Below are 25,293 nucleotides of genomic sequence, written 5' to 3'. Positions count from 1 at the left end.
CCTCGCCGAGACCCAGACGGGGACAGCGCTTTACCTGTCGGGCACCTTCCGGCCAGAGCCCGCGCAACCAAGCCATGATTGGTGTGTTGGGTGGACGGGGGAGTAACGGGTGTGGTGAATGAACGTATCAAACGGGCTTCCGCGCGCATTTCCCCCGGCGCTCATCGCGCTGCTCCAACCCAGCCAGCGCTTGCGGCGTTTCGGCTCCTTATCCGGCCTCGCCAATACGCTGACGATCATGAGTTTCGGCCTGCTGGCGATCGTCGTCACGCTGAAGATCACGCCGCGCGATGATTATCCGATCGAGCAGACGCTGCGCGCCGCCGTCAAGCGGCCGCTGGTGCTGATCGGCGCCGACGGCCAGCAATTCGCCGAGCGCGGTGAATGCGTCGCCGAGCCGGTGAAGCTGGCGGAATTGCCGCCGCATGTGGTCGACGCCGTGCTGGCGATGGAAGACCGCCGCTTCTACCGGCATTTCGGCATCGATCCCAAGGGCATCATCCGCGCCGCCAAGCGCAATTACGAAGCGGGCTCGGTGCGCCAGGGCGGCAGCACCATCACCCAGCAGCTCGTCAAGATCTCCTATCTCTCCAGCGCCACCACCATGCAGCGCAAGGTCGAGGAGGCACTGGTGGCACTCTGGCTCGAAATGCACCTGACCAAGGACCAGATTCTCGAGCGCTATCTCAGCAGCGTCTATTTCGGCGAGGGCTGCTTTGGCCTGCGCGCCGCCGCACGGCATTTCTTCGACAAGCCCGTGGGCGAGCTGAACATCTCGGAAGCGGCGCTGATGGTGGCGCTGCTGCGCTCGCCGACCCGGCTCAGCAACAATCTGGACGATGCCCGCATCGACGCCTCGCGGGTGATCCGCGCCATGGTGCAGGACGGAAGGCTCGACGCCGCCAAGCTGGTCGATCTCGAACCCGCATGGCTCGATCCGGGCCGGGGCCATGAGTTCGGCGCCTATTTCGCCGACTGGCTGGCCGACGGTATGCAAACGGAAATGAGCGACCGCCATTCCCGCAAGCCGATCCAGGTCCACACCACCTTCGAGCCGGGCTTGCAGCGCATCGCCGAGAAGGCGGTGCATGGCGTGCTCGACAAGCAGGGTCCGAAGCTGAATGCCGGGCAGGCCGGGCTGATCGCCATGCGCACGGACGGGCGCGTCGTCGCCATGCTCGGCGGCAAGGACTGGCAGACCAGCCAGTTCAACCGGGCGGTGCAGGCGCGGCGGCAGCCGGGCTCCTCCTTCAAGACCTTCGTCTATCTGACGGCGATGCAGGCGGGCGCGCGCCCCGACATGGTCATGGCCGACGAGCCGATCAAAATCGACGGCTGGGAGCCGAAGAATTTCGGCGGCGGCTATAGCGGCTACCTCACTCTGACGCAGGCATACACGGCTTCGGTCAACACGGTCGCGGTTAAACTGTCCGAGGCGGTGGGCCGTCAGGCGGTCATCGCCACGGCTCATAATCTCGGTATCAACTCGCCGCTGGTCGCCAATCCGAGCCTGCCGCTCGGCACGTCCGAGGTGTCGCTGCTGGAAATGACATCCGCCTATGCCGCCATTGCAGCGGGCGCCTATCCGGTGAAGCCCTGGGGCGTCGCCGGGCTCGACATTCGGCCCGCCGCCGGCGGCGGCATCCCGCCCAAAGGCTCCGGGGCATGGAAACTCGCCGGCGCCGAAACCATGCGCGAATTGATGGCCTCGGTGGTCAATTTCGGCTCCGGCCGCGCCGCCCGCCTGCCGATCCCCGCCTACGGCAAGACCGGGACCAGCCAGGAATTCCGCGACGCCTGGTTCATCGGCTTTGCCGGCAACCTGGTCGTCGGCGTCTGGGTCGGCAATGATGACGACACGCCGATGCGGGGCGTCACTGGCGGCAGCCTGCCCGCGCAAATCTGGTCGGCCTTCATGCGCGACGCGATGAAGGCCGATACGCGCTTCGAGAAGAAGCTGCCGCAGATCGCCGCTTTCGAGGCGCGCCCCGCCGCCGCCGTCGCGCCATCATTGAAGCTGGCCTCGCTGGCGACCTATGTCGCGGTGCAGCCGGTCGCGCCGCGCAAGGCAGCCAAGCGGGCAGGCAGCTTCGCGACCGAGTTCCGGCCGCGCGAGCGCGACGGCCCGGTGACATCGCGCCGGGCCGAGCGGCGCGAAGTCCGCCGCGACCGCGACCGCAGGGAGGACCGCCGCGAACGGCGCGAGCGGCGCAATTCGCAGCGCAGCTTCTTCGACTCGCTCTTCTCCATGGACTAGGCGGGTCTTGCTCCCGAGCCGGGCGATGCGCTTGTCCGCGCGAAAATTTTACCTAAAACAGTCTCGACAGAGCGCATTATCCGGCCCAAGTCAGATTGCGAGACGATGGAGGCCGCTTCGATGCCCCAGAAAGACGTGGCCAAGGCAATAGCCAGAGGCTGGTATCATCCCATGTCGCTGTGGGAGTCGATCCGGATCAGGCCGCGCGTCTGGTTCGCGGCCGGCGCGGGCACCGCCGCCTTCGTGTTCTGTCCCGGCGAGTGGCCCGGCACGGTGCGGGCCTCGATCTCCTGGGACATTTTCGGGCTGGTCTATCTGATCTTTGCCTTCTGGCTAATCTACAAATCCGGCGCAGCCCAGATCAAGTCGCGCGCCGCGCAGCATGACGACAGCCGCCTCGTGATCCTGTCGCTCATCCTGCTCAGCATCTGCGCCAGCTTCGTCGCCATCGCGCAGCTCGTCGGCCACGTCAAGCACCTGGAAGGGACCGAGAAGACCGTGCTGACCGGCCTCGCCATCCTGACCATCGTGCTGTCCTGGACCGTCACGCAGACGGCATTCGCCTTGCATTACGCGCATGAATATTACGCGCCCGGCCCGAACAGCGACGCCAAGCACGGCCTGATCTTCCCGCAATGCGAGGTGCCGGACTATTGGGATTTTCTGTATTTTTCGATGTCGATCGGGGCCGCCTCGCAGACCTCGGACACTTCGATTTCATCCCACAATCTGCGTCGCCTGGTGACGCTGCACTCGGTGATCGCCTTCTTCTTCAACACCGCCGTGCTCGCGCTCGCGGTGAATATCGCGGCCAGCCTGCCCGACGCCCATTAGGTCGCAGGCGTGAATTACGATCGTAACGCAATGAGGCATGGCCGAAATTGCGATGAAGCGGACGCCTGACAATCGTGACGGCAGCAGGATGGACGATCGGCGGCCATCCCATGAGGGAGCGTTGAAATGAGAGCAGTTGCCTTGGTCACAGCTTTAGTTTGCGGCAGCCTGATTCTGCCGGGTCTGACATTCGTGGCGGGCGGGCACGGCCCGATGCGGCTTTCACCGGAGGGCCAGAAGGTCGTCTCGACGCCGGTGATTTCGACGGATGTCACGGTCAGCGGCCAGCCGATCGTCCTGCCGCAATCGGCGCAGCTCGTCGTGACGACGCTCGAAATCGCGCCCGGCGCCGCGCTGCCCGAGCACCGGCACAAGTACCAGCGCTACGGCTACATGCTGGCCGGGCAGCTCCAGGTCACCAATGACGAGACCGGCAAGGTCGAAACCTTCAAGCCGGGCGACTTCATCGTTGAATCGCTTGGACAATGGCACCACGCCGCGACTCAGGGCAATGAGACGGTGAAACTGCTGGTCATCGATCAGGTCGAAAAGGGCCAGGGCAATGTCGAGATCAAGAAGTAGCGCTGCGGACGGGCTCCCTGCGCCTTACGCGCAGCCGGCTTCTTGCTGTTCCCGCAGAAGCGGGAATCCGGGTCTTGCACACCCTCGCCTCCGGGCGGGGGGCGCCCTGTCCTCCCCAGGGCGTCGTACCGGACGGCCATCAGGCCGAACGGGGCCTACTCGCCTCTCCGCTCTCTCTTCCTCGCGGTAAGGTAAGTAGGCCCCGGCTTTTATGGGCGCGCAACGCATCGTCCCGGACGGGGCGGCGGCGGAAATCCGTGTGGAGCGGGATCGGCTCAGCCGGAACCGGCGGAATGCCTCAAGCCGCAGCCAAGCTCCCTCTCCCATGGGGAGAGGGTTGGGGTGAGGGGGTAATCCCTATCGGGTAAGGCAAGACGTCGCCACACGGAGAGGCTTTATCCCCTCACCCGGCACGCTTAGCAAGCCGCCCTCTCCCCATGGGAGAGGGCTAGCTAGCTGCGGCGACTTCGCGGGCGAAAATCGCGGCCGATTCGGGTCTCTGCGAGCCCGCGCTAGTTCAGCCCGAGCTTGCCGCGCAGGGTGGACAGGTCCTCGGCCAGGGTGTTGACGGCGGCGGCGAGCACCTTGCGGTCATCCTCCGACAGCTTGTCGTACAATTCATAGCCGCTGCCGGACTTGTATTTGGCGAGCGTCGTGTCGACCGTGGTGAAATTGCCGGCGACCTTGGTGACGAAGGCGCCGTCGCCGCTCTCGATCAGCGGGCGGACCAGGTCGAAGATTTTCTTCGAGCCGTCGAAATTGGCCTTGAAGTCCCACAGGTCGGTGTGGCTGTAGCGGTCCTCCTCGCCGGAAATCTTGGTCGCCGCGACCTCTTCCATCAGCGCCGCCGCGCCGCCGACGACTTTCTCCGGCGGCAGGGTCAGGTCGGTGATGCGCTTGTTCAGCTCGGTGACGTCGGCCAACAGCTTGTCGGCGAAGGGCGCCATGCCCTCGGTGCTGTTCTCGGAAAAGAGCTGGAATTCGATGCGGTGGAAGCCGGTGAAGCCGGGGTCCTTCTCGGCCTTCTCGTGGTCGTCGGCGCGCGAGTCGATCGAGGCGTCGAGATCGGAGAACAGTTCGGCGATGGGCTCGATGGCCTCGTAGCTCATCCGCGTCGGGGCGAACAGCGCCTTGGCCTTGGCGACGTCGCCGGCCTTGACGGCGGAGGTGAACGCCTTGGTGTCGGTGAGCAGCGTCTCGAGCTTTTCGGAGACGTAAATCTTATAATCGGCAACCGGCTTGACCAGGTCGAGCGGCGACACCGCGGCAAGGGCCAGGCCGCTCCCCGCGGCGGCGGCCAGAGCGAAAGCGCTCAAGCTGAAATAGCGTCGGAAATGCATGGGTCGTCTCCTTAGGGTTTGAGGCCGGACACGGCTTGCCCCGCCGCTTCAAGCAGGGTCCTGCCCAGAAAATCAGCTTTGTCCACTGGGCCCGGCAGGGTGAAAAAATAGCCGCCGCCAATCGGCTTGATATATTCCTCGAGCGGTTCGCCGGAGAGCCGCGTCTGAACGGCGATGAAGCCTTTTTCCAGATCGGCCTGATAGGCGATGAAGAGCAGGCCCTGCTCGAGCTGGCCGGATTTGGTCACGCCGTTCGAATAGTTGAACGGCCGCCGCAGCATCAGGTTGGCCTGCGTCTCGGCGACGCGCGGATTGGCGAGGCGGATATGGGCGTCGAGCGGCGTCACCATCCCGGCCGGATCGGCGGCATAGTCGGGCACGTCGTCCTCGGTGCGGCCGTCGAAGGGGGCGCCGGTCGCCTTCATCCGGCCGATGATGCGCTCCTGCTCGCCGAGCGGCGTCCGGTCCCAGCGCTCAACGAAATTGCGGATGATGCGGACCGCCTGATAGGTGCCGCCCGCCGCCCAGCCGGGCTCCCGGCCGCCCTCCTGGATCCAGACGATGCGGTCCATGAGCGGGGCGTTGCCGCCATCCGGATTGGCCGAGCCGTCGCGGAAGCCGAGGAAATTGCGGGCGCTCTCGCGGGTGCCGTCCGGTTTGGCCGGGAGGGCGGGGACCGAGCCTTCCTGCTTCCAGCGCAGCACCATCAGGTCCGGCAGGTTTTTCAGGATGTCGCGCAGGGCATGGATATTGGTGTCCTGCGAATTGGAGCTGATTTGCAGCGAGAGGTCGCCATGGCAGCGGGCGGCTTCGAGCGCGTCATTGGGGAAGCGCGTCATGCGCACGAGGCGCAAGGGCTTGTGGTCCGCCAGCCAGTCGCGCTGTTCGAAGAAGGAACTGCCGAGCGAGACCGTAATGGTCAGATTGTCCGGTGGGATCACCGGGCCGAGGATGCCGGAATCGGCGGGGGGCAGGCCGGGGTCGAGCGCGGGCGGCGTGCCGCCCTGCATGAGGAAGGCGATGCGGTCGGTCAACGTCTTGAACAGCCGCTTCACCTCCGCGGGACTGGTCGCCAGCACGTCGAAACTGGCGATCATGCCGTGCTCGGGGCGCGGCGTGACGATGCCCGCTTGATGGCGTCCGTAAAAGGGCTGGCGCTGCTGCGTCCGGTCGCTGACCGGGGCATCGGTGACCTGACCGGCGGTTCTATCGTCGGCGCGTGCGGCACCCAATCCGGCCGCCATCGCGCCGCCCGCTGCGCCGAGGCCGAACAGCAGGCGCCGCCTGTCGGTGAGGATACCGCGCTTCTTGCCGATGTCCTGGGTCATGGCCGTGTCTTTCTCATTCCAAACCCACCGCCGCATTGAGCTTGCCGATGGCGCCCGCGAGCGTCTGCATTTTCTGCGACAGCCCGCGCCGCGACTCCGCGCTGACCTCGCCATAGGGCGGATAGCCGTCCGGCCCCTTCATCGCGGCGAGCGCGGCCTCCACCGACACGGTCTTTGCCTCGATTTCGGCGACGATCGCTGGCGCGGCCTTCGACGTGACCGGCTGCATCAGCCGCATCATCCGGGTGACGCCGGCCAGATTGGCCTCGAATTCGGCGAGGTCTGTCTGCGCGTAATGCTCCTCGCCCGCGGGGATTCGCGTCTCCGCCAGGGCCGCGATCAGGCGCGCGCCGCCGGAATTCATCCGCTCGGGCGACAGCTTCAGATTGCGCAGCCGCTCCTTCAGCGCCGTCACATCGGCGACCAGCTTCGTCGAGACGGGGGCGAGCCCGTCCGTGCTGTTCTTGGCGAACAGCCCATATTCGAGGCGGTGAAAGCCGGTGAAGGCCGGGTCGGCCTCGCGCTGTTCCAGGTAATCGGCGACCGGAGCGATGGCGTGGTCGAGATCGGCAAAGCTCTCCGCCATCGGCTCGATCAGCTTGTAGGGCCGGCGCGTATCGGCATAGAGCGCGCGCGCCTGGGCGAGGTCGCCCGCCTGGATCGCGGCGTCGAGCGCCTGCACCGCGCGCAGCAGCGCATTGCCCTGCAAAGCAAGATAGACCTGATATTCCGCCAGCGGTCCGACGAAGGCGATCAGCGCCGGGCGTGCGGCGTCGGCGGCCGACTCGGCCGAGGGCGTGACATGCAGTTTGCCGCGCGGATGGTTGAGCAGGCCGCAGGTGATCTCGAACTCCCCCGCCGGGAGCTTCGCCGTCACCGTCTGGGTGAAGCCGGGCAGGATGTTCTCGCGCTCCTCCAGCACCATGACGCCGTCGATGATCTCCCACTCGACCGCCCGGTTGGTGGCGTTGACGATGCGGAACGTGTTGCGGCCCGCCGGCACGGTCAGCTCGCCCGGCACGCAGGTCTCGTCATTGATGGTGACGAGCAGGCCGCTTGCCGCCGCGATGGGTTGCACCTTGCGTGAAGCGTAGTAGAACGCCGCCAGCCCCGCGATGGCGAGAATGGCTGCCCCGGCGACGGCGAGCCGCATCCTGCCTTGCGATGGCAAACCGTTGGGGATGTGTGCGGTCGGCTGCGTCATCGGCGGCGCTTTCGCTCAATGGACGGGGCGGGGAAGTTCCACGCCTGCCGCGCCCCCATTGGCGGGGCGCAGGAACAGGAAGAGGCTGACGGCCAGGAAGGCGACATAGACGATCACTTCGCCCACGGTCGGGATGTCCTGATAGCCGAACATGCCCGAGAGCAGCGCGCCGAGCGCCCCGTCGACCGGCAGCACGCCGCTGAGATCGAAGGCAACGGCTTGCAGTCCGTTCCAGACGCCCGCCTCGTGCAGATTGCGCAACGTGCCCGCGAGAATCCCGGCCGCGACGACGAGGATGAAGATGCCGGTCCAGAGGAAGAAGCGGCGAAGGTCGAGCCGGATGCCGCCCGCATAGATGCCGTAGCCGATCGCGGCGGCGAGCAGCACGCCGAGCAGCGCGCCGAGCGGAGCGTAGACGTCGGCGCTTTGCTGGAAGACGGCGAGCAGGAAGAACACCGATTCCAGCCCTTCGCGCGCCACGGCGAAGAACACCATGCCGACCAGGGCGAGGCCATGATGCGGACTGTCCACCAGCGCGTGATCGATCGAAGCGTGCAGCTCCGATTTGATCGTGCGCGCCGCGCGCCGCATCCAGAGCACCATCGAGGTCAGCACGAAGACGGCGATGATGCCGACAACAGCCTCGAACAGCTCCTGGGCCTTCTGCGGAAATTGCGCGCTCACCAATTGCAGCCCCGCGCCGACGAACAGCGACAGCGCGATGGCGAGGAAAATCCCGATCCAGACGGCGGGCATCCAGGCGCCGCGTCCCGTCTGCGCGAGATAGCTCGCGACGATGCCGACGATGAGCGCCGCTTCGACGCCTTCACGCAGCATGATCAGGAACGGAACCAGCATCAGACCCAACTTCTTGAAGCGGAGATTCTTCGACCTTCGAGGGCGGCCGGCTGCATTATCTGCTTTCTAAAAAATGAAGCAATAACAATCATTTAGAACGTTTCTAAGGAGCGTTCGGGCCGATTTTATTCAATCATTTCGAGATGTTGACCGGCGCACTCGGGAATTCATTTCCCGTAACAGCTCCCCTCGCTCCGCGCCATGCGTCCGATTGGCGAAGGCGGATGGCCGAATTGCCGCCTCTCTTGGCACTTTCGGCAGCCCCCGGACGTTTAGATTTAAGTGATCGTTCATGATCCGACCGAAAGGAGCCTATCCATGGTCGATACTCTCAAGCGGCCCCGCACGGCGCATAAGCCCAAGACCGACGCCAAGGCCAAGGTGGTCGCTGTCGACCACATGGTGATCCGCGTGGGCGACTATAAAAAGTCCAAGCAGTTCTACAGCCGCCTGTTCGAATTTCTCGGTTTCGACGTCATGGACGAATATGCCGACATGATGGGCTGGCGGAACGACGTCACCCGCTTCTGGATCGCAGCGGCAAAGCCCGGCGCGCGCAAATTCCATGAGGGCGATGTCGGCTTCCACCATTATGCCTTCGAGTTGCGCGGCCGGCAGGATATCGACAATCTGCAAAGCTTCCTGCATGACATGGGCGCCGAGATCGTCGATCCGGCGGGCGAATATTACGAGGATTATTACGCCGTCTACTTCCGCGACCCGGACGGCATGAAGCTCGAAGCCATGACCTACGGCGCCGGCCACCCCGACGCTTGAGCGAGCCTGCCCATCGCCGCCGAGGCAAGCGGCCTCGCTTTGATTCGGCGGCGTTTTGTGCTAGCTCTGAAATGGAATATGACAAAATTCGGCGCTCCCGAGGGTCGGGGCTCACATCGCAGCGCAAGCATGCGCGCATCGCCTGCACGGCGCATTGGCCGGATCGCCCTGATTTCCGGGCTCGCCGCCTTTTCCGTATCTTTGGCGAGCCGTGCGGAAACCGGCTTAAACCCCGCCGCCGAAGACACCCAGGCGCTGTCCAACAATCAACTACAACCCTGGACCGAAGGCAATAAGCCGCCGCTCAGGCTGCCCGTGCTCGATGGCGCCACGGCCGATCTCGCAGACCATGCCGGCAAAACCGTCCTGGTGCATTTCTTCGCCACCTATTGCGCGCCCTGCCGCCCCGAACTCGCCTCGCTGGCGCGGCTCGCCGAGCGCCGGGCCGGGCGGCCCTTCACCATTCTCGCCATCGATGTCGGCGAAGTCCCGGACCGCGTCCGCCGCTTCCTTTCGACGGCGCCGGTGCCGTTTCCGGTGCTGCTCGACGGCGACCGCAGCGTCACTAAGTCCTGGGGCGTCTACGGTCTGCCGACCACCTTTGTGCTGGACGCGAAACTGACGCCGCGACTCTATGTCGAGGGTGACCTCGACTGGATGCGCGCCGATATCCTGGCCAAGCTCGACGGCGTCGCCGCGAGCGCAACCGATTGACCGAAAACCCCATTTCAACAGGGAGGAGCAAGCAACATGACCATTAACAGGCGCGACGTGCTGAAAGCCGGCGCTGCGATTGCCGCCATCACGGCCTTGCCGCGCGGGGCTAGCGCACAGGCCACATTCGCCCCCGCGCCCGGTGCCTGGCGAAATTTCCAGGTCGTGACCCGCGTCGAGATCGCCAAGCCCGCGGGCGCCATGCAATCATGGATTCCGCTTCCCGCCTTCAGCGAGCCGGACTGGTTCAAGCCGGGCGGCAGCACCTGGACCACCAACGCCAAGAGCGCCGAGATCGCCCGCGACCCGAAATATGGCGCGGAGTTCCTGCATGTGGTCTGGGCCGATAGCGAGGCCGCGCCCGTCGTCGAGGTGACCAGCAAATTCGCCACGCGCGACCGGGCCATCGACCTGTCAGCCAAGGGCAGCGCCCCGGCGCTCAGCGATGCCGACCGGGCGCTCTACACCGCCGCGACCGACCTCATCCCGACCGACGGCATCGTCAAGACGACCTCGGACAAGATCGTCGGCGGCGCCAAGAGCGATGAGGAGAAGGCGCGGCTGATCTATGAGTGGATCGTCGACAACACCCAGCGCGATCCCAAGACGCGCGGCTGCGGCATCGGCGATATCGCCGCCATGCTGAAGACCAACAATCTGGCCGGCAAATGCGCCGATCTGAACGCGCTCTATGTCGGCCTCGCCCGCGCCGCCGGGCTGCCCGCGCGCGACGTCTACGGCTTGCGCGTGGCGCCGTCGAAATTCGGCTACAAGAGCCTTGGCGCCGGTTCGGAGAACGTCACCAAGGCGCAGCATTGCCGCGCCGAGGTCTATCTGTCCAGCCATGGCTGGGTGCCGGTCGATCCGGCCGACGTGCGCAAGGTGGTGCTCGAAGAGCCGCCGGCCAATCTGGCACTCACCGATCCGAAAGTCGCCGCCGCCCGCAAGGCGCTGTTCGGCGCCTGGGAGATGAACTGGCTCGCCTATAATGACGCGCATGATCTGGTGCTGCCGGGCGCACAGGGTCCGAAGCTGGAATTCCTGATGTACCCGCAAGCCGAAGTCGGCGGCCAGCGCCTCGACTGCCTCGACGCGGCGAACATGAAATATGAGATCATCGCCAAGGAAGTGACGGCGTGACGCTTGCACTGAGGGCCGCCCATTCGGCGGCGCTCGCGCACCGCTCGTGAAAGGATGGGCGGATGGCTGCTGGGGCCATCCGCCACATCCGCCGGTTCGGTTGCGGTCTCAAAATACCTACCCGGCTCGGCAAACTTTTCAGCGGATCGCGACGGGGTTGATGATCGCCTGCACCCCCCCGGTGATCCGGCCATGACTTTCGACAAACATGAACTCCCACGCCTGGTCGGCGACCAAGGCGGCGGTGTTCATGTTCTCCAGAATATGCATGCCGTTCTTGGCGAGCAGGATCTGGTGCACTTCGAAGACGCCGACGCCCGGCTCGAAAGGCAGCACCTCGAGGCCCCAAGTGTCCGCGCCGACGGCCAGCACCTCTTTGCTGGCCAGATATTCGGCGCCTTCCTTGCCAAGGCCCGGCTCCGCCTTGTTATAGCGCGCGTCGTCCTTGCCGACGAGGTCGAGCCAGCCCGTATAGAACAGCACCACGTCGCCCTTGCGGAGTTCGATGCCCTGGCGCTGCAGCGCGGCGTCGATCTCCTTCTTGTTGAACGCGGTGCCTTCCTTGACCGGCTTCTCGCCCGCGACGGCGGTCATGTCGAGCACGATGCCGCGCGCGACGATCGGCGGGATCTTTTCGATGCCGAGCTTCTTCAGCCCGTTGGCGGCGACGAAATCGGCGCTCTTGAAGCAATTATAATAGACATTGTCGATGCCGAGATGGCCGAGGCCGTCGATCTGCGAGCCGGTGCCGACCCAGCCCATATAGATGTCGTCATTATAGCTGGTCTTCGTCGCACCGAGCGTGACGCCGCCCGCCTGCCCCGGCTGCAGCACGATGGTTGCCCAGGTGCGCGGCGCGAAGGCCGGGGTCTTGGCGTTGGTCTCGACGCCGAGCGGATAGGTCTTGCCGGTCTTCACCAGCTTGGTCGCGGCGAGAACCGATTCCGGCGTGATCATATTGGCCGCGCCCCTTTCATCGTCGGGGCCCCATTTCGATTTGCACCAGCCCGGATTGTCCTGAGCCGCCGCACCACCCGCCGCAAGCGCGGCGATCGACAAGCCGAGCACCGCCGGCCTCCAAAACTTCCACATCGCTTTGCCTCCTCCCTTGTGCCTCGTTGGGCATTTGCCGCGTCCCGCATCGAGGCGAGGCACGGATCTTCGGCGCCATCCCGGCCTATCGGACAGGCGGGGATTGCAGGCTGCTCGAGCGGCCCACCTCGCCGCGCCGGCGCACGATCTCCTCCTGCGAGGGCAGCAGCCGGTCGGCATCGTAGACCTCGAAATTGCCGAGCATGGTCTTGGCCGGCGGAAAGCGGTCGTCGCGGACGACGGTGCCGATGGCCTGCATCTGCACGATCTGATGCGTGGCCGGATCGATATGCGAGCGGAAGCCGTCCGGGTCTTCGGGCAATTCCAGCTCCATGCCTTCCAGCGCCACGATCAGCGCCTCGGTATCATCCGGATTGCCCACCATCGCGACGGCCTGCTTGATGGCCAGGATGCCGGCATAGGCGCCCTCGGCGGCGTAGCTTGGATAATGGCCGGTGCGCTGGTGGAAGCTGTCGACGAAACGGCGGTTGCGCTCGGTGTCGGGCCAGTTGTTGTGATGGCGCGCCGACAGCACCAGCCCGAGCGGCATGTCGTCCTCGAGCACGCTCATCACCTCGTAATTGCCGCCCGAGTCGAAATTGGCGAAGATCGAGGGCATGTCGAACAGGCCCAGCGACTTGGCTTGCCGGACGAAGGCGACGAAGTCGCCGCCCCAATGCGCATTGACGATCACATCCGGCTTGAGCCGCTTCAGCTCGGCGATGTAGAGGGCGAAATCGGGCTCATAGAGCTTTGGCCAGAGATCGCCGATCACCTCATATTGCACCCCCGCCTCATCCAGCTTGGAGCGCAGGTCGGCCCAGGCGCCACGGCCATATTCATAATCCGGCCCGATGAAGGCGATGGTCTTCCAGCCGCGCTTTTTCTGCGCCTCGGCAAGCCAGAGCGCGCCCGCCGCCATCGCCTGATAGACATTGTTCGAGACGCGGAAATAATAGGGATGCGCATTCTCGATCGTCAGCCGCGAGGAGGCGTGATCGGTGCCGATGAAGATCTTCTTGTGCTCTCGCGCCACCTCGCTGACGGCCAGTCCGACCGAGGAACTGACCACGCCGCAGAGAAAATGCACCTTGCGCTCGGTGATGAAGCGGCGGGCGATGGAAACCGCGAAAGCCGGCTTCGACTGGGAATCGGCGCGGAAGATGCGGAACTGATAGCCCGCCGCGCCGCCGGCCGCGTTGACTTCGTCCACGGCCATTTCGAGGGCGGCGATGCTGTCGCGTCCGTAGAGCGCGCCGCGCCCGGTCATCGGATACATGCAGCCGATATCGACAAAGCCCTTGCTCTCCTCGGCCCATGACGGCGCCGCGGCAAGACCGGCCAGAAGCATCAGCAGGGCGCCGGCCACGCAAAAACGCATCTCACCTCCCAGGCAAGCTGATCATATTGTCCAGGCTCAGGCTTCGAGCGCAGCATAACTGAAGATCTGAAGACGTGTAAAGCATAGTCGCAAATGTTGCAGCAATTGCGGCAAAGGCTTATTCGAGTGTTTTTGCATAGCGAAATATTTATACTGAGCGGAAACCGCTCAATCTCTGCTCCGATGAGCGGATTCCGCTCAGGCCATGCCGACACGCTTCAGCCGCCGCTTCAAGGCGTGGCGGGAAATGCCGAGCGCGTCGGCGGCTTTGCCCTTATGGCCGTCGGCAGCACGCAGGGCGCGCACGAGGATTTCCCGCTCGGTATCCTCCAAAAGCGCGCCGATGGAGGGCACGCCATCGGCCAGCGCGCCGGAGAATTCCGGCGGCAGATGCTCCGGCTCGATGGTCCGGCCGGGATAAAGGATGGTCAGGCGTTCGACCAGATTGGCCAGCTCGCGGACATTGCCGGGCCATTCGTAATCGGCCAGCAACTCAGCCGCATCGGCGGTGAAATCGATGGGCGGCGTCGTCTCCAGCGCGACGGCGCGCCCGGCGAAATGGCGGGCGAGCGGCAGCGCGTCCTCGCTATGGTCGGCAAGGTTGGGGATGGCGACGGGCACGACGTTCAGCCGGTAGAACAGATCGGCGCGGAAGCGGCCGGCATCGACCTCATCGCCGAGATTTTTGTTCGACGCCGCGATCACCCTGATATCGGCGATCTGCTCGCGGCTGGCGCCGAGCCGCCGATAGTGGCGGCTCTCCAGGAAGCGCAGGAGCTTGGCCTGCAGCGGCAGCGGCACATCGCCGATCTCGTCGAGAAACAGCGTGCCACCCTGCGCCGCCTCGACGAGGCCCGGATGCCCCTGCCCCCCGCCGGCATGGGCATCGCGCTCGATGCCGAACAGCTCCGCTTCGAGCAGGTCGCCGGGCAGCGCGGCGCAGTTGACGACGATGAACGGACCTTCGGCGCGCGGGCTCGCCTCATGCATGGCGCGGGCGGTAAACCCCTTGCCGACGCCGGAGGCGCCGAGCAGCAGCACGATGCGCGCCGTGCTCTTGGCGACGATCTCGACCGTCGAGCGCAATTCCTTCATCACGTCCGAGATTTCGACCTGGAACGCCCCCGGTGCCTCGCCGACCGCCTTCGCGCGCGGGCCTAAGCGGCGCGGGGCGAGCGCCCGGCGCAGGACGCCGACGAGATCGTCCAGCTCGAACGGCTTGGTCACGAAATCATAGGCGCCGCGCCGCACCGCCTCGACGGCGGTCGGGATGTCGCCATGGGCCGAGATCATGATGATGGGCGCGGTTTCGTCCAGCGCGCGCAAAGGGGCGATCAGGTCGATGCCGAGCCCGTCGGGCAGCTTCTGGTCGAGCAGGATGGCGCTCGGCTGGCGTTTGCCGGCAAGGTCGAGCCCTTCCGCCGCATTGGCCGCGCCGATGCCGTTGAAACCGTACGCCCCAAGCCCGTAGGCGACGGAGCTGACCAGATTGGCCTCGTCGTCGATGATAAGCACGCAAGGCCGGGTCATGCGGAGGCGCCATCCTCGCGCGGCAGCGTCACCGTCGCAGTGGTGCCGTGGCCGGGCTGGCTGGCGAGCGCGAAGCCGCCCTTGTTGAGTTCCGCGAGCTGGCGCGAGATCGGCAGGCCGAGGCCGGATCCCTCCTGCCGCGTGGTGACGAACGGCTCCATGATCCTGTCCAGCATTTCGGGCGCAATGCCCTCGCCGGTGTCGCTGACCTCGATAATACCCTGTCCCCCAGCCCGTCTGACCCGCAGCGTGATCCGGCCGCCCTCCGGCATCGCGTCGATCGCATTGGCCACCAGATTCATCAGGATCTGCTGCAAATGGAACGGATCGACATGAATGGCAAGCCCTGTCTCACCCAGGATTATGAGCGCGATATTGCAGGACTGCAATTGGTGCGCGACCAGCGTCTCGCAGCGCCGCAGCACGTCCTCCATGACGACGCGGCGCGGCGAGGGCGGCGCCGGCCGCGCATAGGCCAGGAAATCGCGCAGGCTTTCATCGAGCCGGTCGATCTCCTCGTCCATGCCGTGCAGGAGGCGGCGGCGGTCGGGCTTCTCGTCGGTCGTCAGCAGCGCCTGGACGGCGGTCTTCACGGCGGCGAGCGGATTGCGCACCTCATGCGCGAAGCTGGTTGCGAAGCGGCCGAGCACCGCCATCTTCTCGACCTCGACGGCGGCGCTCAGCGTGTCGCGCTGGCGCACCGCCATGCGGTTGAAGGCGCTGGCGAGCGCCGCCAGCTCGTCATTGCCCTCGTCGACGATGCGGGTGCCGAGCTGGCCCTCGGCGAGCGCCGCCGAGCCGTCGACCAGCCGGCCGATGCGCCGGTTGAGCTTGCCGCCGAGCAGCGCCACCAATCCCGCGATCGAGATGATGACGAGCAGCGCCGCGCCGATCAGCGTCTCGCGAATTTTGCCGAGCGGCTGGACGAGGTTCGCCGAATCGTCGGTCAGGGCGACGGACCAGCCCGGCAGGATCTCCTGCTTGCGCGCGATATGGGCCGAACCGGAGACCGGCCGCCCCACGGCGGTCAGCGCCACATTCTGCGGCGTCAGCAGCACGGGCTGGACGATGCCGCCGGTGTCGTCGCGGCCGAGCAGTTCGGTCAGCGAGGACAGCCGCACATGCAGGGCGATGGAGATTTCGCCGGCCGATTCCTCGCCGAGAAAGGCCGGCAGATTGCGCATCATCAGGAAGGCGCCGGGGCGGCCGTCATCGGGCAGGAACGGGCCGATCACCTCGCCGCGCAGCATCTTGGTTCGCGGCGCGTCGCCCATCAGCGGCTCCCAGCTGCCGCCCCAATAGGGCTCGCCGGTGGCGGCCTGGCTGGGGATGGCGTGCATCAGCTTGCCCTGCGCGTCGAAGATCAGGATGCCGTAGAGATCCGGATTGTCGGCCTCATATTCGAGCACCGCGCGCACGCCGGGCGGCGGCGAGCCTTTCTCCAAGGTGAGGGCCATGGGCAGATCGGGATAGGTCGCCAGCGTGTCGAGCTGGGCGAAGCGCCCCTCGATGAAGCTTGCGAGCCGCCCCTGCGCGCCGGCAAGGCGCTGGCCGGCGTCGCTGCCGGAGAGCACGTCGAGCAGGCTGCTGGCATAGCGGTCATAGGCGAACAGCACCACCGCCAGCGGCAGCATGGTCACGGCGACCATGGCGGCGGCATAGCGGACGGCGATGTGCGAGAACCAGGAAACGCGCATTGCCCGAATATTGTCGATGCCGCGCCCCCTTGTACAGCCCGGCGAGGCTCACGGCTACCGGTCCAGGCGGGACAGGCCTCCCGACCGGCATTATCGGTCCCTTCACTCATCGCAACTAGCCTGTCGTCGAATCTTGCGCTCCGCGCAACCGCGTTTGCGCACGCGCGGATCATCGGCAACGCGTAAGCCGTGCAACCATGAAAAACCTGAGCGTTCGCAACCGTATTCTCGGCATTTTCGCCGGGATACTCGCCGTGCTTGCGATCGTTGGCCTCATCGCGTTCATCGAGCTCAAGAATGCCGAGCGGGAGGTGCGCGCCATGCAGGAGGATTCGCTGCCGGGCATCGCCAGCAGCGCCAATCTCGCGAACACGCTGGTCGTGGATTATGCACTGACGGAAGCCCATATCGCCCTCTCCGACCCGGCCGAGATGCAAGCGAAAGAAGTGCAACTCGCCGCCAACAGGATTCTGTTGGAAACCCAGGCGCGCGCCTACGAGCTCACGATCCTGCAAGCGGAAGACCGCCAGATCTTTGAGGCTTATCAGCGCGCGCTCGCCACCTATTTTGCCGCGCAGGACAAGGTGCTGCGCGCGAGCCGGGCCTCGCGCGACGAGGACGCCAGAAACCTGAACATCTCCGAGTTTCAACCCGCGTTCGAACAGACGCGCGCCGCCATCCACGCCATTCTGACTTACAATCTATCCAGCGCCGACGCGGCGGTGGAGAGAATCCAATCGGCCGTATGGACCACGCTCATGGCGATCGGCATCGGCCTGCTGGTGGCGCTGCTTCTGTCCACGTTGGGCGGCTATCACCTGATCCGGGCCGTGACCAAACCGCTGAAGGCGCTGGTCGTCGCCATCGACGCGATGCGGCAAGGCGATTTTTCGCGCCGCGTCGAGGTCGAGCGCAATGACGAGTTCGGCGCCCTCGCAACCGGTTTCAACCGCATGGTGGACGAGGTGACGACGCTGGTCGGCGAGGTGCAGAAATCGGGCATCCAGGTCAGCACCTCGATGACCGAGATGGCGGCGACCTCGAAACAGCAGCAGGCGACCGCGACCGAGATCGCGGCGACGACCACGGAAGTTGGCGCCACATCCAAGGAAATCTTAGCCACGTCGAGAGATTTGCTGCGGACCATCCACGAGGTCGCGGCGGTCGCGGAAGAGACGGCCGGTTTGGCGGTGAACGGTCAGGCTGGCGTCTCCAGCATGGAGGAAACCATGCGCCAGGTCACCGATGCGGCGAGCACGATCAACGCCAAGCTCGGCGTCCTGAATGAGAAAGCCGGCAACATTAACCAGGTCGTGACCACGATCACGAAAGTCGCCGACCAGACCAATCTGCTCTCGCTCAACGCGGCGATCGAAGCCGAGAAGGCCGGCGAGTATGGCCGCGGCTTCGCGGTCGTCGCCACGGAAATTCGCCGTCTGGCGGACCAGACCGGCGTCGCCACCTACGACATCGAGCAGATGATCAAGGAAATCCAGTCCGCGATCTCCGCCAGCGTCATGGGGATGGACAAGTTCTCGGAAGAGGTGCGGCGCGGCATGAGCAATGTGCAGCAGGTCGGCGGGCAATTGTCGGAAATCGTCCGGCAGGTGCAGGCGCTGGTCCCGCATTTCGACCTGGTGAGCGAGGGGATGCAAGGCCAAGCCACCGGCGCGGAGCAGATCAGCGAGGCGCTGCTGCAATTGACGGAAGCGGCGCAGCAGACCGTCGACTCGCTGCATCAATCGACCGAGTCGATCAACGACCTCAATCAAGTCACCGGCAATTTACGGAGCAGCGTGTCCCGCTTCAAGCTGAGCGCCTGATCGGCGAAAGGACAGCCACGTGCTTTTTCTTTTGTTCCAACTCGACGGCCATCGCTATGCGCTCGATGGGCGCGAAGTCGTAGAGATACTGCCGCTGGTCACCGCAAATCGGACACCGCATTCGCCCGAGGGAAGCGCCGGCCTGTTCAATTACCGCGGCCGGCCGGTCCCGCTGATCGATCTCAGCGAAATGGTTCTCGGGCGCCCGGCCAAGACACGCCTCAGCACGCGGATCATCCTCGTGGAGCGCAAGGGCGAGGGAGCCGAACCGCGTCTCGTCGGACTGTTGGCCGAGCAGGCGACCGAGCTGGTGCGTGGCGATGAGGCGTCTCTCGCCGGCGCTGACGCCGCCCAAAGCGACACGCCCTATCTCCGGTCGATCTTCTTCGGCAAGAAGGGTTTCGTGCAACGGGTCGATGCGAATGCTCTGGTGTCGCATCATCTTGGCAAAGCGCGCTTCGGGGCGGCGGCATGACGATCGCCAAAATCGAAGCGCTTCTGCGCGAAACCATGGGGCTCGACGGAGCCTCGATCGGGCCCTGTTCGATCGACCGGGCAGTCAGGTCGCGCATGATCGTCTGCAACGAAACCGACACCGGCGATTATTGGGAGCGCATACAAGCGTCGAGCACCGAGGCGCAGGAGCTGATCGAGGCGGTCGTCGTCTCCGAAACCTGGTTCTTCCGCGACCGCGCCGCCTTCGCGGCCATGGCGCGCTTCGTCGTCGCCGAAGGGGCGAAAACCAGCAAGACGCTGCGCCTGCTGAGCCTTCCCTGCGCCACGGGCGAGGAGCCGTATTCCATGGCGATGGTCCTGCTCGACAGCGGATTGAGCGGGGCGCGTTTCCAGATCGACGCCATCGATATCAGCGCGCGAGCGCTGCGGCGCGCGGCGGACGCCTCTTATGGCAGCAATTCGTTTCGCGGCGGCGATCTCGGTTTCCGCGATCGGTATTTCGAGCCGGCGCATGGGCGCTACCGCATCTTAAGCGGCGTCCGCGAGCGGGTGGCGTTCATGCGGGCCAGCATTTTCGATCAGGACTTCCTGAGTGGGGCGGAACGCTACGACGTCATTTTCTGCCGGAACATGCTCATCTATTTCGACGCCGAATCACAGGACCGCGCCGTGGCCGTCTTGGCGCGGCTGCTGTCGCCGGCCGGGCTGTTGTTCGTCGGCCCGTCCGAGACCGGCCTGCTCCGGCGAAACGGGTTTCCATCCGCCGCCATTCCCCGATCTTTCGCCTTCCGCGCCCCTGACACCGCCTTTGCCCGAGCGCGACTGGACGAAGCGGTCAAGAGCCTGCCTGCCCCGCGCGCCAAGCCGCCGCCGCGCCCCCTTCGTGCCGCCGTCGTGGCCCCTGCCCTTGCCAGGCCCCGCCCGCAAGCGGCCGCTCCGCCGGCGATGCCGCCGCCGGGTCTGGAAGACAGCAGGCGATTGGCCGATCAAGGCCGCTTCGAGGAATCCGAACAGGCTTGCGCCGCCCATATGGAAGTTCATGGCGCCAGCGCCGACGGCTTTTGCCTGCTCGGGCTCATCCGGGACGCAAAAAACCGGCTGGAGGACGCCGCACGCTTCTATCGCAAGGCGCTCTATCTCGAGCCGGAGCATCACGAGGCGCTGATGCATCTGACCCTGTTGCTCGAGAGGCAAGGCGACGCACGGGGCGCCGGATTGCTCAATGGACGCATCGCCCGGCTCGGCCGAAAGGCGGCGCCATGACCGCGCCCATCGCAGACTTGCGTGCGGGCAGCCCACCCGTCGAGGCCTGCTGGAGCGTGATCGGCGTCAGCGGCGACCGCTCCTGTCCGGAATTGGCCATCCAGGTGCATTGCCGGAACTGCCCCGTCTACGCCGGTGCCGCAGTGACGTTTCTGGATCAAGACATGCCGGAAGCCTATCTGGCAGAACTGACAGCCTATGTCGCGCGCGCGCCCGAGCGCCAGGAAGGCGCAACCCACGCCGTCATCATTTTCCGGCTGGGCGGGGAATGGCTGGCCTTCCCAATGCTGGCGCTCGAGGAGGTCGTGAAGCGGCGCCCCATCCATAGCCTGCCGCACCGGCGCGGCGGCGTGGTGCTCGGCCTCGTCAATGTGCGCGGCGCGCTTTTGATTTGCGTCTCGCTGACGCGGCTGATGGCGTTGGACGAGACGCAAGAGGAGGACCACGCCGGGCGGCGATTGCTTGTCATCTCCGATCATGGCCAGCGCCTCGCGGCGCCGGTGGATGAGGTCGGCGGCATCTTTCGCTATCGTGCCGACGAGGTCAAAGCCCTGCCCGACACGGTCGCGAAAGGCGCGGCGAACTTCACTAAAGCCACCTTCGCCTGGAAGGACAGGACCATCGGCCTCCTCGACGAGCAGCGGCTTTTGCCAGCCCTGAATCGAAGTGTCGCATGAGCGCGAGGAATCTCAGCGATCTCTCCATGGAGGAATTGTTCCACCTCGAAACGGAGAGCCAGGCGGAAGTCCTGACCGAGGGGCTGCTGGCGCTCGAGCGGACTCCCAGCGCACCCGCCGAACTCGAAAGCTGCATGCGCGCGGCGCATTCGCTCAAAGGCGCGGCCCGCATCGTCGATCTCTCCGCCGGCGTCGCGGTGGCGCACGCGATGGAGGATTGCTTCGTCGCGGCCCAGGAAGGCCGGATTACCCTCGACCGCGATGAGATCGATCTTCTGCTGCAGGGCGTGGATCTGCTGATCGCGCTGGCCAAGCCGCCCGATGGCGAAGCGGGCGGCGCGGACCGGACGCCGCAGGCCGCAATCGACGCGTTCACCCAAAAACTGGAACAGATGCTCGCGAGGCCACGACCTGCCGCGCCGCTCGCGCGGCCCGAGGCCTTGGAGCCAGTCGAGGCGCCTGCCGCATCAGAACCGGAGCTGGAGCCGGAGGCGATCAAGGCACCCACGGCGGCGGCGCCCGACGCGGCGGACCGGATGCTTCGGGTGACGGCCGACAACGTCAACCGGCTGCTCGGCCTCGCCGGGGAATCGCTGGTCGAATCGCGCTGGCTGAAGCCGTTTGGCGAATCCCTGCTGCGGTTGAAGCGCCTGCACATCCGATGCGGCGATGCGCTGCGCGCGCTGAGCGACGCCTTGCCGAAAGAAGGCTCCGGCGATCGGGCCCGGATGGCGATGACGGACGCGCAGAGCCAACTCCTGGCCTGCCAGGGCATCCTGCAGCAGCAGATCGCCGATCTCGACCTCTCCGACCGTCGCACCGCCAATCTCGCGCAGCGCCTTTATGATTCCGCGCTCGCCTGCCGAATGCGGCCGTTCAGCGACGGCCTGCAGGCGTTTCCGCGGATGGTGCGCGACCTCGGCCACGCCCTCGGCAAGCAGGTGCGGCTGGAGATCCTGGGCGGGGCGACGGAAGTCGACCGCGACATCCTGGAAAAGCTCGATGCGCCGCTCGGCCACCTCCTGCGCAACGCGATCGACCACGGCATCGAAACGCCGCAAGAGCGCCTTGCCGCCGGCAAGCCCGCCGATGGCCTCATCAAGATCGAAGCGCGTCACGGCGGCGGCGCTCTGCATATCACCATTTCGGACGATGGGCGCGGGGTCGATGTGGAGGCGCTGCGGCGTGCCGTCATCGGGCGCGGGATCGCCACTAAGGAGATGGGCGCGACGCTCAGCGAGAGCGAATTGCTGGAATTCCTCTTCCTCCCCGGCTTCTCGATGAAGGAGACGGTGACGGAGGTGTCCGGGCGCGGCGTCGGGCTCGACGTCGTTCAGGATATGATCAAGCAGGTGCGGGGCATTGTCCGCGTCGCCTCCCATCTTGGCGCGGGCACGCGCTTCCAACTGCAATTGCCGCTGACGCTCTCGGTGGTGCGCGCGCTCGTGACGGAGGTCGGCGGCGAACTCTATGCCATCCCGCTCGCTTACATCGTGCGGGTGGTCAAAGTTCACGCCGGGCAGATCGAGAGGCTGGAAGGGCGCCAGCACTTCCTGTTCGAAGGGCGCAATATCGGCCTTGTCGCCGCAAGCCAGATTCTGGGAGGCGGCGAGCCCGCCATCGCGCCCGACGACATGCCCGTCATCATCGTGAGCGATCACGCCAGCACCTATGGCCTCGCCGTGGATCGCTTCCTCGGACGGCATGAACTGGTGGTGCAGGCGATCGACGCGAGGCTCGGGAAAATCCAAGACGTGAGCGCTGCCGCCCTGATGGCGGACGGCGCGCCGGTGCTTATCGTCGATGTCGAGGACATGATCCGGTCGATGGAGCGCCTCGCCTCCGCGAACCGCCTCAGCAAGGTGCGTGAGGAGAATGTCGGCGCCCAGGTGCGAAAGCGCAAGCGGGTGCTGGTCGTGGACGATTCGCTCACCGTGCGCGAGCTGGAGCGCAAGCTGCTCACCCGGCACGGCTACGAGGTCGATGTCGCGGTCGACGGCATGGACGGATGGAACGCCGCGCGCGCTGGCGGATTCGATCTCGTCGTGACCGATATCGACATGCCGCGCATGGACGGCATCGCGCTGGTGGCGCTGATCCGCAAGGACCAGAATCTGCGGTCGACGCCCGTGATCATCGTCTCCTACAAGGACCGCGAGGAGGATCGCCAGCGCGGGCTGGAAGCGGGCGCCGACTTTTACCTGACCAAAAGCAGCTTCGACGACGACAGGCTGGTGCAGACCGTCGTCGACCTGATCGGCGAGGCGGCGGCGTGAGGATCGGGCTGGTCAACGACATGCCGATGGCGATCGAGGCTCTGCGGCGGGCGCTGGCGCTGGCGCCGGAGCATGAGATCGCCTGGACCGCGCGTGACGGCATCGATGCCGTCGAGCTCTGCGCAAGGGATAAGCCGGACTTGATCCTGATGGATCTCGTCATGCCGCGCATGGACGGTGTCGAGGCGACGCGCCGCATCATGGTCGCCACCCCTTGCGCCATCGTGGTGGTGACGAGCGATGTCGGGGTCAATGCCTCGCGCGTTTTCGAGGCCATGGGCCACGGCGCGATCGACGCGGTGGACACGCCGGTGCTGGGCGGGGCGCGCGATGGCGCCGCCGCCCTGCTCGGCAAGATCGCCACGGTCGGCAGGCTCTTGTCTCCGACCCCGCTCGCGCAGGCCGTGAAGCCTGCCGCCGGCCACGGCTCAAAACCGATGCTGGTCGCGATCGGGGCTTCGGCGGGGGGGCCGGCCGCGCTCGCGACGGTGTTGAGCGCGCTGCCGAAGGCTTTCGCAGAAGCCATCGTCATCGTGCAGCATGTGGACGAGAAATTCGTCGCCGGCCTCGCCCATTGGCTGTCGCAACAATCGCACCTGCCGGTGCGCATCGCCGCCGAGGGTGACCGGCCGCAGCCTGGGCGCGTCCTGCTCGCCGGCGCGGGCAACCATCTGGTGTTCAAGACGCCCGAAAAACTCGGCTATGCGCCCCAGCCGGTCGACAGCGTCTACCGTCCGTCGGTCGACGTTTTCTTCGAGAGCATATGCAAGCTTTGGCAGGGCCGAGCCATCGGCGTGCTGCTGACCGGCATGGGCCGCGACGGCGCGCTGGGTCTTAAAGCCTTGCGCGACAGGGGCCATCACACCATCGCGCAGGACGCCGCCAGCAGCATCGTCTACGGCATGCCCAAAGCGGCGGCGGATATCGGCGCGGCGGTTGAAATCGTTTCACTCGAACGCATTGCAGCGCGCCTCGCCGTGGCAGCCGCTGCGCGGGGCCAAGAAGGAGCTCGCCATGGAACACGCAAGTCCTGAAGACGCGGAGCTGCCCGGCGTTCCTCAGAACGACAAGGCCATGGTGCTGCTGGTCGACGATCAGCTCATGGTCGTCGAGGCGGTGCGACGCGCCCTGGCGGATGTGCCCAGGCTGGAGTTTCATTACTGCATGGATCCCGCCGAGGCCATCAAGGTGGTGCGCGCGCTAAGGCCGACGGTGGTGTTGCAGGACCTCGTCATGCCGGGCGTGAACGGCCTGGATCTCGTCAGCCAATACCGCGCCGATCCGGCAATCGGCGGCGTGCCGATCATCGTATTATCGACGAAAGAGGAGCCGGCCACCAAGAGCGAGGCCTTCCGGCGCGGCGCGAATGATTATCTGGTGAAACTGCCTGACAAGGTCGAGCTCATCGCGCGCATTCGCTATCACACCCGGGCGTATCTCAGTCAGCTTCAACGCGACGAGGCCTACCGCGCGCTGCACCAAAGCCAGCAGCAGCTCATGGAGGCAAATCTTGCGCTGCAGCGCCTCATCAAGGTCGACGGGCTTACCGGGCTCAGCAACAGGCGCTATTTCGACGAATATCTCGATGCCGAATGGAAACACGCCGCGCGCACCCAGATGCCGATTGCGCTGCTCATGATCGATGTCGATTGCTTCAAGGCTTACAACGACACATACGGCCATGTCGGGGGCGACGATACGTTGCGGAGAGTGGCCAACGCGGTCGCCGACAGTTGCAAGCGGCCCGCAGATGCGGCCGCACGCTATGGAGGCGAGGAGTTCGCGATCATCCTGCCGAACACGGACGGCGCCGGCGTGTTCGCCCTGGGCCAGATCGTGTGCCGCACCATCGAAGACCTGCGCGTCCCCCATGCCGGCTCGACCGTCGGAGGGCATGTGACCGTCAGCATCGGGGCGACATCGGCGATTCCGGGCCGGGCCTGTCAGGTGATGGCCACGTTGATCGAAACCGCGGACAAAGCGCTCTACGAGGCCAAACGAAGGGGAAAGAACTGCGCCGTCCTCATTCCCTGCGGAGGCGCGCCGGAGCGGGATCGGCAATAA

21 protein-coding genes are annotated in these 25,293 nt (G+C 65.7%); 13 read left to right on the top strand and 8 right to left on the bottom strand.

The annotated features are described in order from the left end of the window. Positions 1 to 118 precede the first annotated feature (118 nt). The 3 genes from BLEFHOIH_RS15000 to BLEFHOIH_RS14990 all read left to right on the top strand — a co-directional run bounded on the left by BLEFHOIH_RS15000 (position 119) and on the right by BLEFHOIH_RS14990 (position 3,673). The gene (locus tag BLEFHOIH_RS15000) at positions 119 to 2,257 is read left to right on the top strand and encodes a transglycosylase domain-containing protein (protein WP_088346818.1); all 2,139 of its coding nucleotides are present in this window, start codon (positions 119 to 121) and stop codon (positions 2,255 to 2,257) included. A 120-nt stretch (positions 2,258 to 2,377) separates the two neighbouring features. After that, positions 2,378 to 3,091 carry a DUF1345 domain-containing protein gene (locus BLEFHOIH_RS14995; protein WP_245297022.1) on the top strand — a complete coding sequence of 238 codons (714 nt, stop codon included), beginning with the start codon at positions 2,378 to 2,380 and terminating at the stop codon, positions 3,089 to 3,091. Between the two features lie 141 nt (positions 3,092 to 3,232). Continuing rightward, complete coding sequence (locus BLEFHOIH_RS14990; RefSeq protein WP_245297021.1) at positions 3,233 to 3,673, top strand: cupin domain-containing protein; 441 nt, start codon at positions 3,233 to 3,235, stop codon at positions 3,671 to 3,673. A gap of 512 nt (positions 3,674 to 4,185) precedes the next feature. On the opposite strand, the gene efeO (BLEFHOIH_RS14985) is transcribed toward BLEFHOIH_RS14990, so the two are convergent. The 4 genes from efeO (BLEFHOIH_RS14985) to efeU are packed head-to-tail and all read right to left on the bottom strand — an operon-like array spanning position 4,186 to position 8,403. Further along, positions 4,186 to 5,013 carry an iron uptake system protein EfeO gene (gene efeO, locus BLEFHOIH_RS14985; protein ID WP_088346816.1) on the bottom strand — a complete coding sequence of 276 codons (828 nt, stop codon included), beginning with the start codon at positions 5,011 to 5,013 and terminating at the stop codon, positions 4,186 to 4,188. Positions 5,014 to 5,024: 11 nt separating this feature from the next. Beyond that, entirely contained in the window at positions 5,025 to 6,341 is a 1,317-nt protein-coding gene (gene efeB, locus BLEFHOIH_RS14980; protein WP_088346815.1) for an iron uptake transporter deferrochelatase/peroxidase subunit, read from the bottom strand. Between the two features lie 13 nt (positions 6,342 to 6,354). Further along, positions 6,355 to 7,545, bottom strand: a complete 1,191-nt coding sequence (gene efeO / locus BLEFHOIH_RS14975; RefSeq protein ID WP_088346814.1) for an iron uptake system protein EfeO — start codon at positions 7,543 to 7,545, stop codon at positions 6,355 to 6,357. 15 nt (positions 7,546 to 7,560) lie between these two features. Beyond that, positions 7,561 to 8,403: an iron uptake transporter permease EfeU gene (gene efeU / locus BLEFHOIH_RS14970; RefSeq protein WP_088346812.1), complete on the bottom strand. Its 843-nt coding sequence runs from the start codon at positions 8,401 to 8,403 to the stop codon at positions 7,561 to 7,563. 318 nt (positions 8,404 to 8,721) lie between these two features. Here efeU and BLEFHOIH_RS14965 point away from each other — a divergent pair, with 318 nt between their 5' ends. The 3 genes from BLEFHOIH_RS14965 (at position 8,722) to BLEFHOIH_RS14955 (ending at position 11,034) form a co-directional block, all read left to right on the top strand. Beyond that, the gene (locus BLEFHOIH_RS14965; RefSeq protein WP_088346810.1) at positions 8,722 to 9,180 is read left to right on the top strand and encodes a VOC family protein; all 459 of its coding nucleotides are present in this window, start codon (positions 8,722 to 8,724) and stop codon (positions 9,178 to 9,180) included. Positions 9,181 to 9,309: 129 nt separating this feature from the next. Continuing rightward, positions 9,310 to 9,894: a TlpA disulfide reductase family protein gene (locus tag BLEFHOIH_RS14960; RefSeq protein ID WP_088346809.1), complete on the top strand. Its 585-nt coding sequence runs from the start codon at positions 9,310 to 9,312 to the stop codon at positions 9,892 to 9,894. A 42-nt stretch (positions 9,895 to 9,936) separates the two neighbouring features. Further along, positions 9,937 to 11,034 (top strand): transglutaminase-like domain-containing protein, encoded by a 1,098-nt coding sequence (locus BLEFHOIH_RS14955; RefSeq protein WP_088346860.1) that lies wholly within the window; start codon positions 9,937 to 9,939, stop codon positions 11,032 to 11,034. 138 nt (positions 11,035 to 11,172) lie between these two features. Here the strand turns inward: BLEFHOIH_RS14955 and BLEFHOIH_RS14950 are convergent, their stop codons facing one another. From BLEFHOIH_RS14950 to BLEFHOIH_RS14935, 4 genes are all read right to left on the bottom strand, one after another. Beyond that, complete coding sequence (locus tag BLEFHOIH_RS14950) at positions 11,173 to 12,126, bottom strand: cyclase family protein (protein WP_088346807.1); 954 nt, start codon at positions 12,124 to 12,126, stop codon at positions 11,173 to 11,175. Positions 12,127 to 12,211: 85 nt separating this feature from the next. Continuing rightward, entirely contained in the window at positions 12,212 to 13,507 is a 1,296-nt protein-coding gene (locus BLEFHOIH_RS14945; protein WP_088346805.1) for an ABC transporter substrate-binding protein, read from the bottom strand. A 198-nt stretch (positions 13,508 to 13,705) separates the two neighbouring features. Further along, positions 13,706 to 15,037 carry a sigma-54 dependent transcriptional regulator gene (locus BLEFHOIH_RS14940; protein WP_088346804.1) on the bottom strand — a complete coding sequence of 444 codons (1,332 nt, stop codon included), beginning with the start codon at positions 15,035 to 15,037 and terminating at the stop codon, positions 13,706 to 13,708. Continuing rightward, positions 15,034 to 16,734, bottom strand: coding sequence for a HAMP domain-containing sensor histidine kinase (locus tag BLEFHOIH_RS14935; protein WP_088346802.1), 1,701 nt, complete (start codon positions 16,732 to 16,734; stop codon positions 15,034 to 15,036). The genes BLEFHOIH_RS14940 and BLEFHOIH_RS14935 overlap by 4 nt, the downstream gene beginning before the upstream one ends. A 197-nt stretch (positions 16,735 to 16,931) precedes the next feature. Here BLEFHOIH_RS14935 and BLEFHOIH_RS14930 point away from each other — a divergent pair, with 197 nt between their 5' ends. From BLEFHOIH_RS14930 to BLEFHOIH_RS14900, 7 genes are read left to right on the top strand one after another with little or no spacing between them, the layout of a single operon-like run. Next, a complete protein-coding gene (locus tag BLEFHOIH_RS14930; protein ID WP_088346800.1) occupies positions 16,932 to 18,557 on the top strand; it encodes a methyl-accepting chemotaxis protein in 1,626 nt (541 codons plus the stop codon). Between the two features lie 19 nt (positions 18,558 to 18,576). Then, positions 18,577 to 19,032, top strand: a complete 456-nt coding sequence (locus tag BLEFHOIH_RS14925) for a chemotaxis protein CheW (RefSeq protein ID WP_088346798.1) — start codon at positions 18,577 to 18,579, stop codon at positions 19,030 to 19,032. Then, positions 19,029 to 20,276 carry a CheR family methyltransferase gene (locus BLEFHOIH_RS14920; RefSeq protein WP_088346796.1) on the top strand — a complete coding sequence of 416 codons (1,248 nt, stop codon included), beginning with the start codon at positions 19,029 to 19,031 and terminating at the stop codon, positions 20,274 to 20,276. Before BLEFHOIH_RS14925 ends, BLEFHOIH_RS14920 begins: the two co-directional genes overlap by 4 nt. Then, positions 20,273 to 20,953, top strand: coding sequence for a chemotaxis protein CheW (locus tag BLEFHOIH_RS14915; RefSeq protein ID WP_088346794.1), 681 nt, complete (start codon positions 20,273 to 20,275; stop codon positions 20,951 to 20,953). Before BLEFHOIH_RS14920 ends, BLEFHOIH_RS14915 begins: the two co-directional genes overlap by 4 nt. Further along, positions 20,950 to 23,229, top strand: a complete 2,280-nt coding sequence (locus tag BLEFHOIH_RS14910) for a hybrid sensor histidine kinase/response regulator (protein ID WP_088346792.1) — start codon at positions 20,950 to 20,952, stop codon at positions 23,227 to 23,229. The genes BLEFHOIH_RS14915 and BLEFHOIH_RS14910 overlap by 4 nt, the downstream gene beginning before the upstream one ends. Next, positions 23,226 to 24,263, top strand: coding sequence for a chemotaxis response regulator protein-glutamate methylesterase (locus BLEFHOIH_RS14905; protein WP_088346790.1), 1,038 nt, complete (start codon positions 23,226 to 23,228; stop codon positions 24,261 to 24,263). Before BLEFHOIH_RS14910 ends, BLEFHOIH_RS14905 begins: the two co-directional genes overlap by 4 nt. Further along, positions 24,190 to 25,293, top strand: coding sequence for a diguanylate cyclase (locus tag BLEFHOIH_RS14900; RefSeq protein WP_280950374.1), 1,104 nt, complete (start codon positions 24,190 to 24,192; stop codon positions 25,291 to 25,293). Before BLEFHOIH_RS14905 ends, BLEFHOIH_RS14900 begins: the two co-directional genes overlap by 74 nt.

The sequence above is a fragment of the Rhodomicrobium sp. R_RK_3 genome (assembly GCF_002198715.1).
In the GTDB taxonomy this organism is placed as follows: domain Bacteria; phylum Pseudomonadota; class Alphaproteobacteria; order Rhizobiales; family Rhodomicrobiaceae; genus R-RK-3.
This window is presented reverse-complemented; position numbering and strand designations above follow the sequence as displayed.

Excerpts from the sequence above, each read along its gene's own strand:
- BLEFHOIH_RS15000 (WP_088346818.1), top strand. The coding sequence starts at position 119 with ATGAACGTATCAAACGGGCTTCCGCGCGCATTTCCCCCGGCGCTCATC.
- BLEFHOIH_RS14995 (WP_245297022.1), top strand. The coding sequence starts at position 2,378 with ATGCCCCAGAAAGACGTGGCCAAGGCAATAGCCAGAGGCTGGTATCAT.
- efeO (WP_088346816.1), bottom strand. The coding sequence starts at position 5,013 with ATGCATTTCCGACGCTATTTCAGCTTGAGCGCTTTCGCTCTGGCCGCC.
- efeB (WP_088346815.1), bottom strand. The coding sequence starts at position 6,341 with ATGACCCAGGACATCGGCAAGAAGCGCGGTATCCTCACCGACAGGCGG.
- efeO (WP_088346814.1), bottom strand. The coding sequence starts at position 7,545 with ATGACGCAGCCGACCGCACACATCCCCAACGGTTTGCCATCGCAAGGC.
- efeU (WP_088346812.1), bottom strand. The coding sequence starts at position 8,403 with ATGCTGGTTCCGTTCCTGATCATGCTGCGTGAAGGCGTCGAAGCGGCG.
- BLEFHOIH_RS14965 (WP_088346810.1), top strand. The coding sequence starts at position 8,722 with ATGGTCGATACTCTCAAGCGGCCCCGCACGGCGCATAAGCCCAAGACC.
- BLEFHOIH_RS14960 (WP_088346809.1), top strand. The coding sequence starts at position 9,310 with ATGCGCGCATCGCCTGCACGGCGCATTGGCCGGATCGCCCTGATTTCC.
- BLEFHOIH_RS14950 (WP_088346807.1), bottom strand. The coding sequence starts at position 12,126 with ATGTGGAAGTTTTGGAGGCCGGCGGTGCTCGGCTTGTCGATCGCCGCG.
- BLEFHOIH_RS14945 (WP_088346805.1), bottom strand. The coding sequence starts at position 13,507 with ATGCGTTTTTGCGTGGCCGGCGCCCTGCTGATGCTTCTGGCCGGTCTT.
- BLEFHOIH_RS14940 (WP_088346804.1), bottom strand. The coding sequence starts at position 15,037 with ATGACCCGGCCTTGCGTGCTTATCATCGACGACGAGGCCAATCTGGTC.
- BLEFHOIH_RS14935 (WP_088346802.1), bottom strand. The coding sequence starts at position 16,734 with ATGCGCGTTTCCTGGTTCTCGCACATCGCCGTCCGCTATGCCGCCGCC.
- BLEFHOIH_RS14930 (WP_088346800.1), top strand. The coding sequence starts at position 16,932 with ATGAAAAACCTGAGCGTTCGCAACCGTATTCTCGGCATTTTCGCCGGG.
- BLEFHOIH_RS14920 (WP_088346796.1), top strand. The coding sequence starts at position 19,029 with ATGACGATCGCCAAAATCGAAGCGCTTCTGCGCGAAACCATGGGGCTC.
- BLEFHOIH_RS14915 (WP_088346794.1), top strand. The coding sequence starts at position 20,273 with ATGACCGCGCCCATCGCAGACTTGCGTGCGGGCAGCCCACCCGTCGAG.
- BLEFHOIH_RS14910 (WP_088346792.1), top strand. The coding sequence starts at position 20,950 with ATGAGCGCGAGGAATCTCAGCGATCTCTCCATGGAGGAATTGTTCCAC.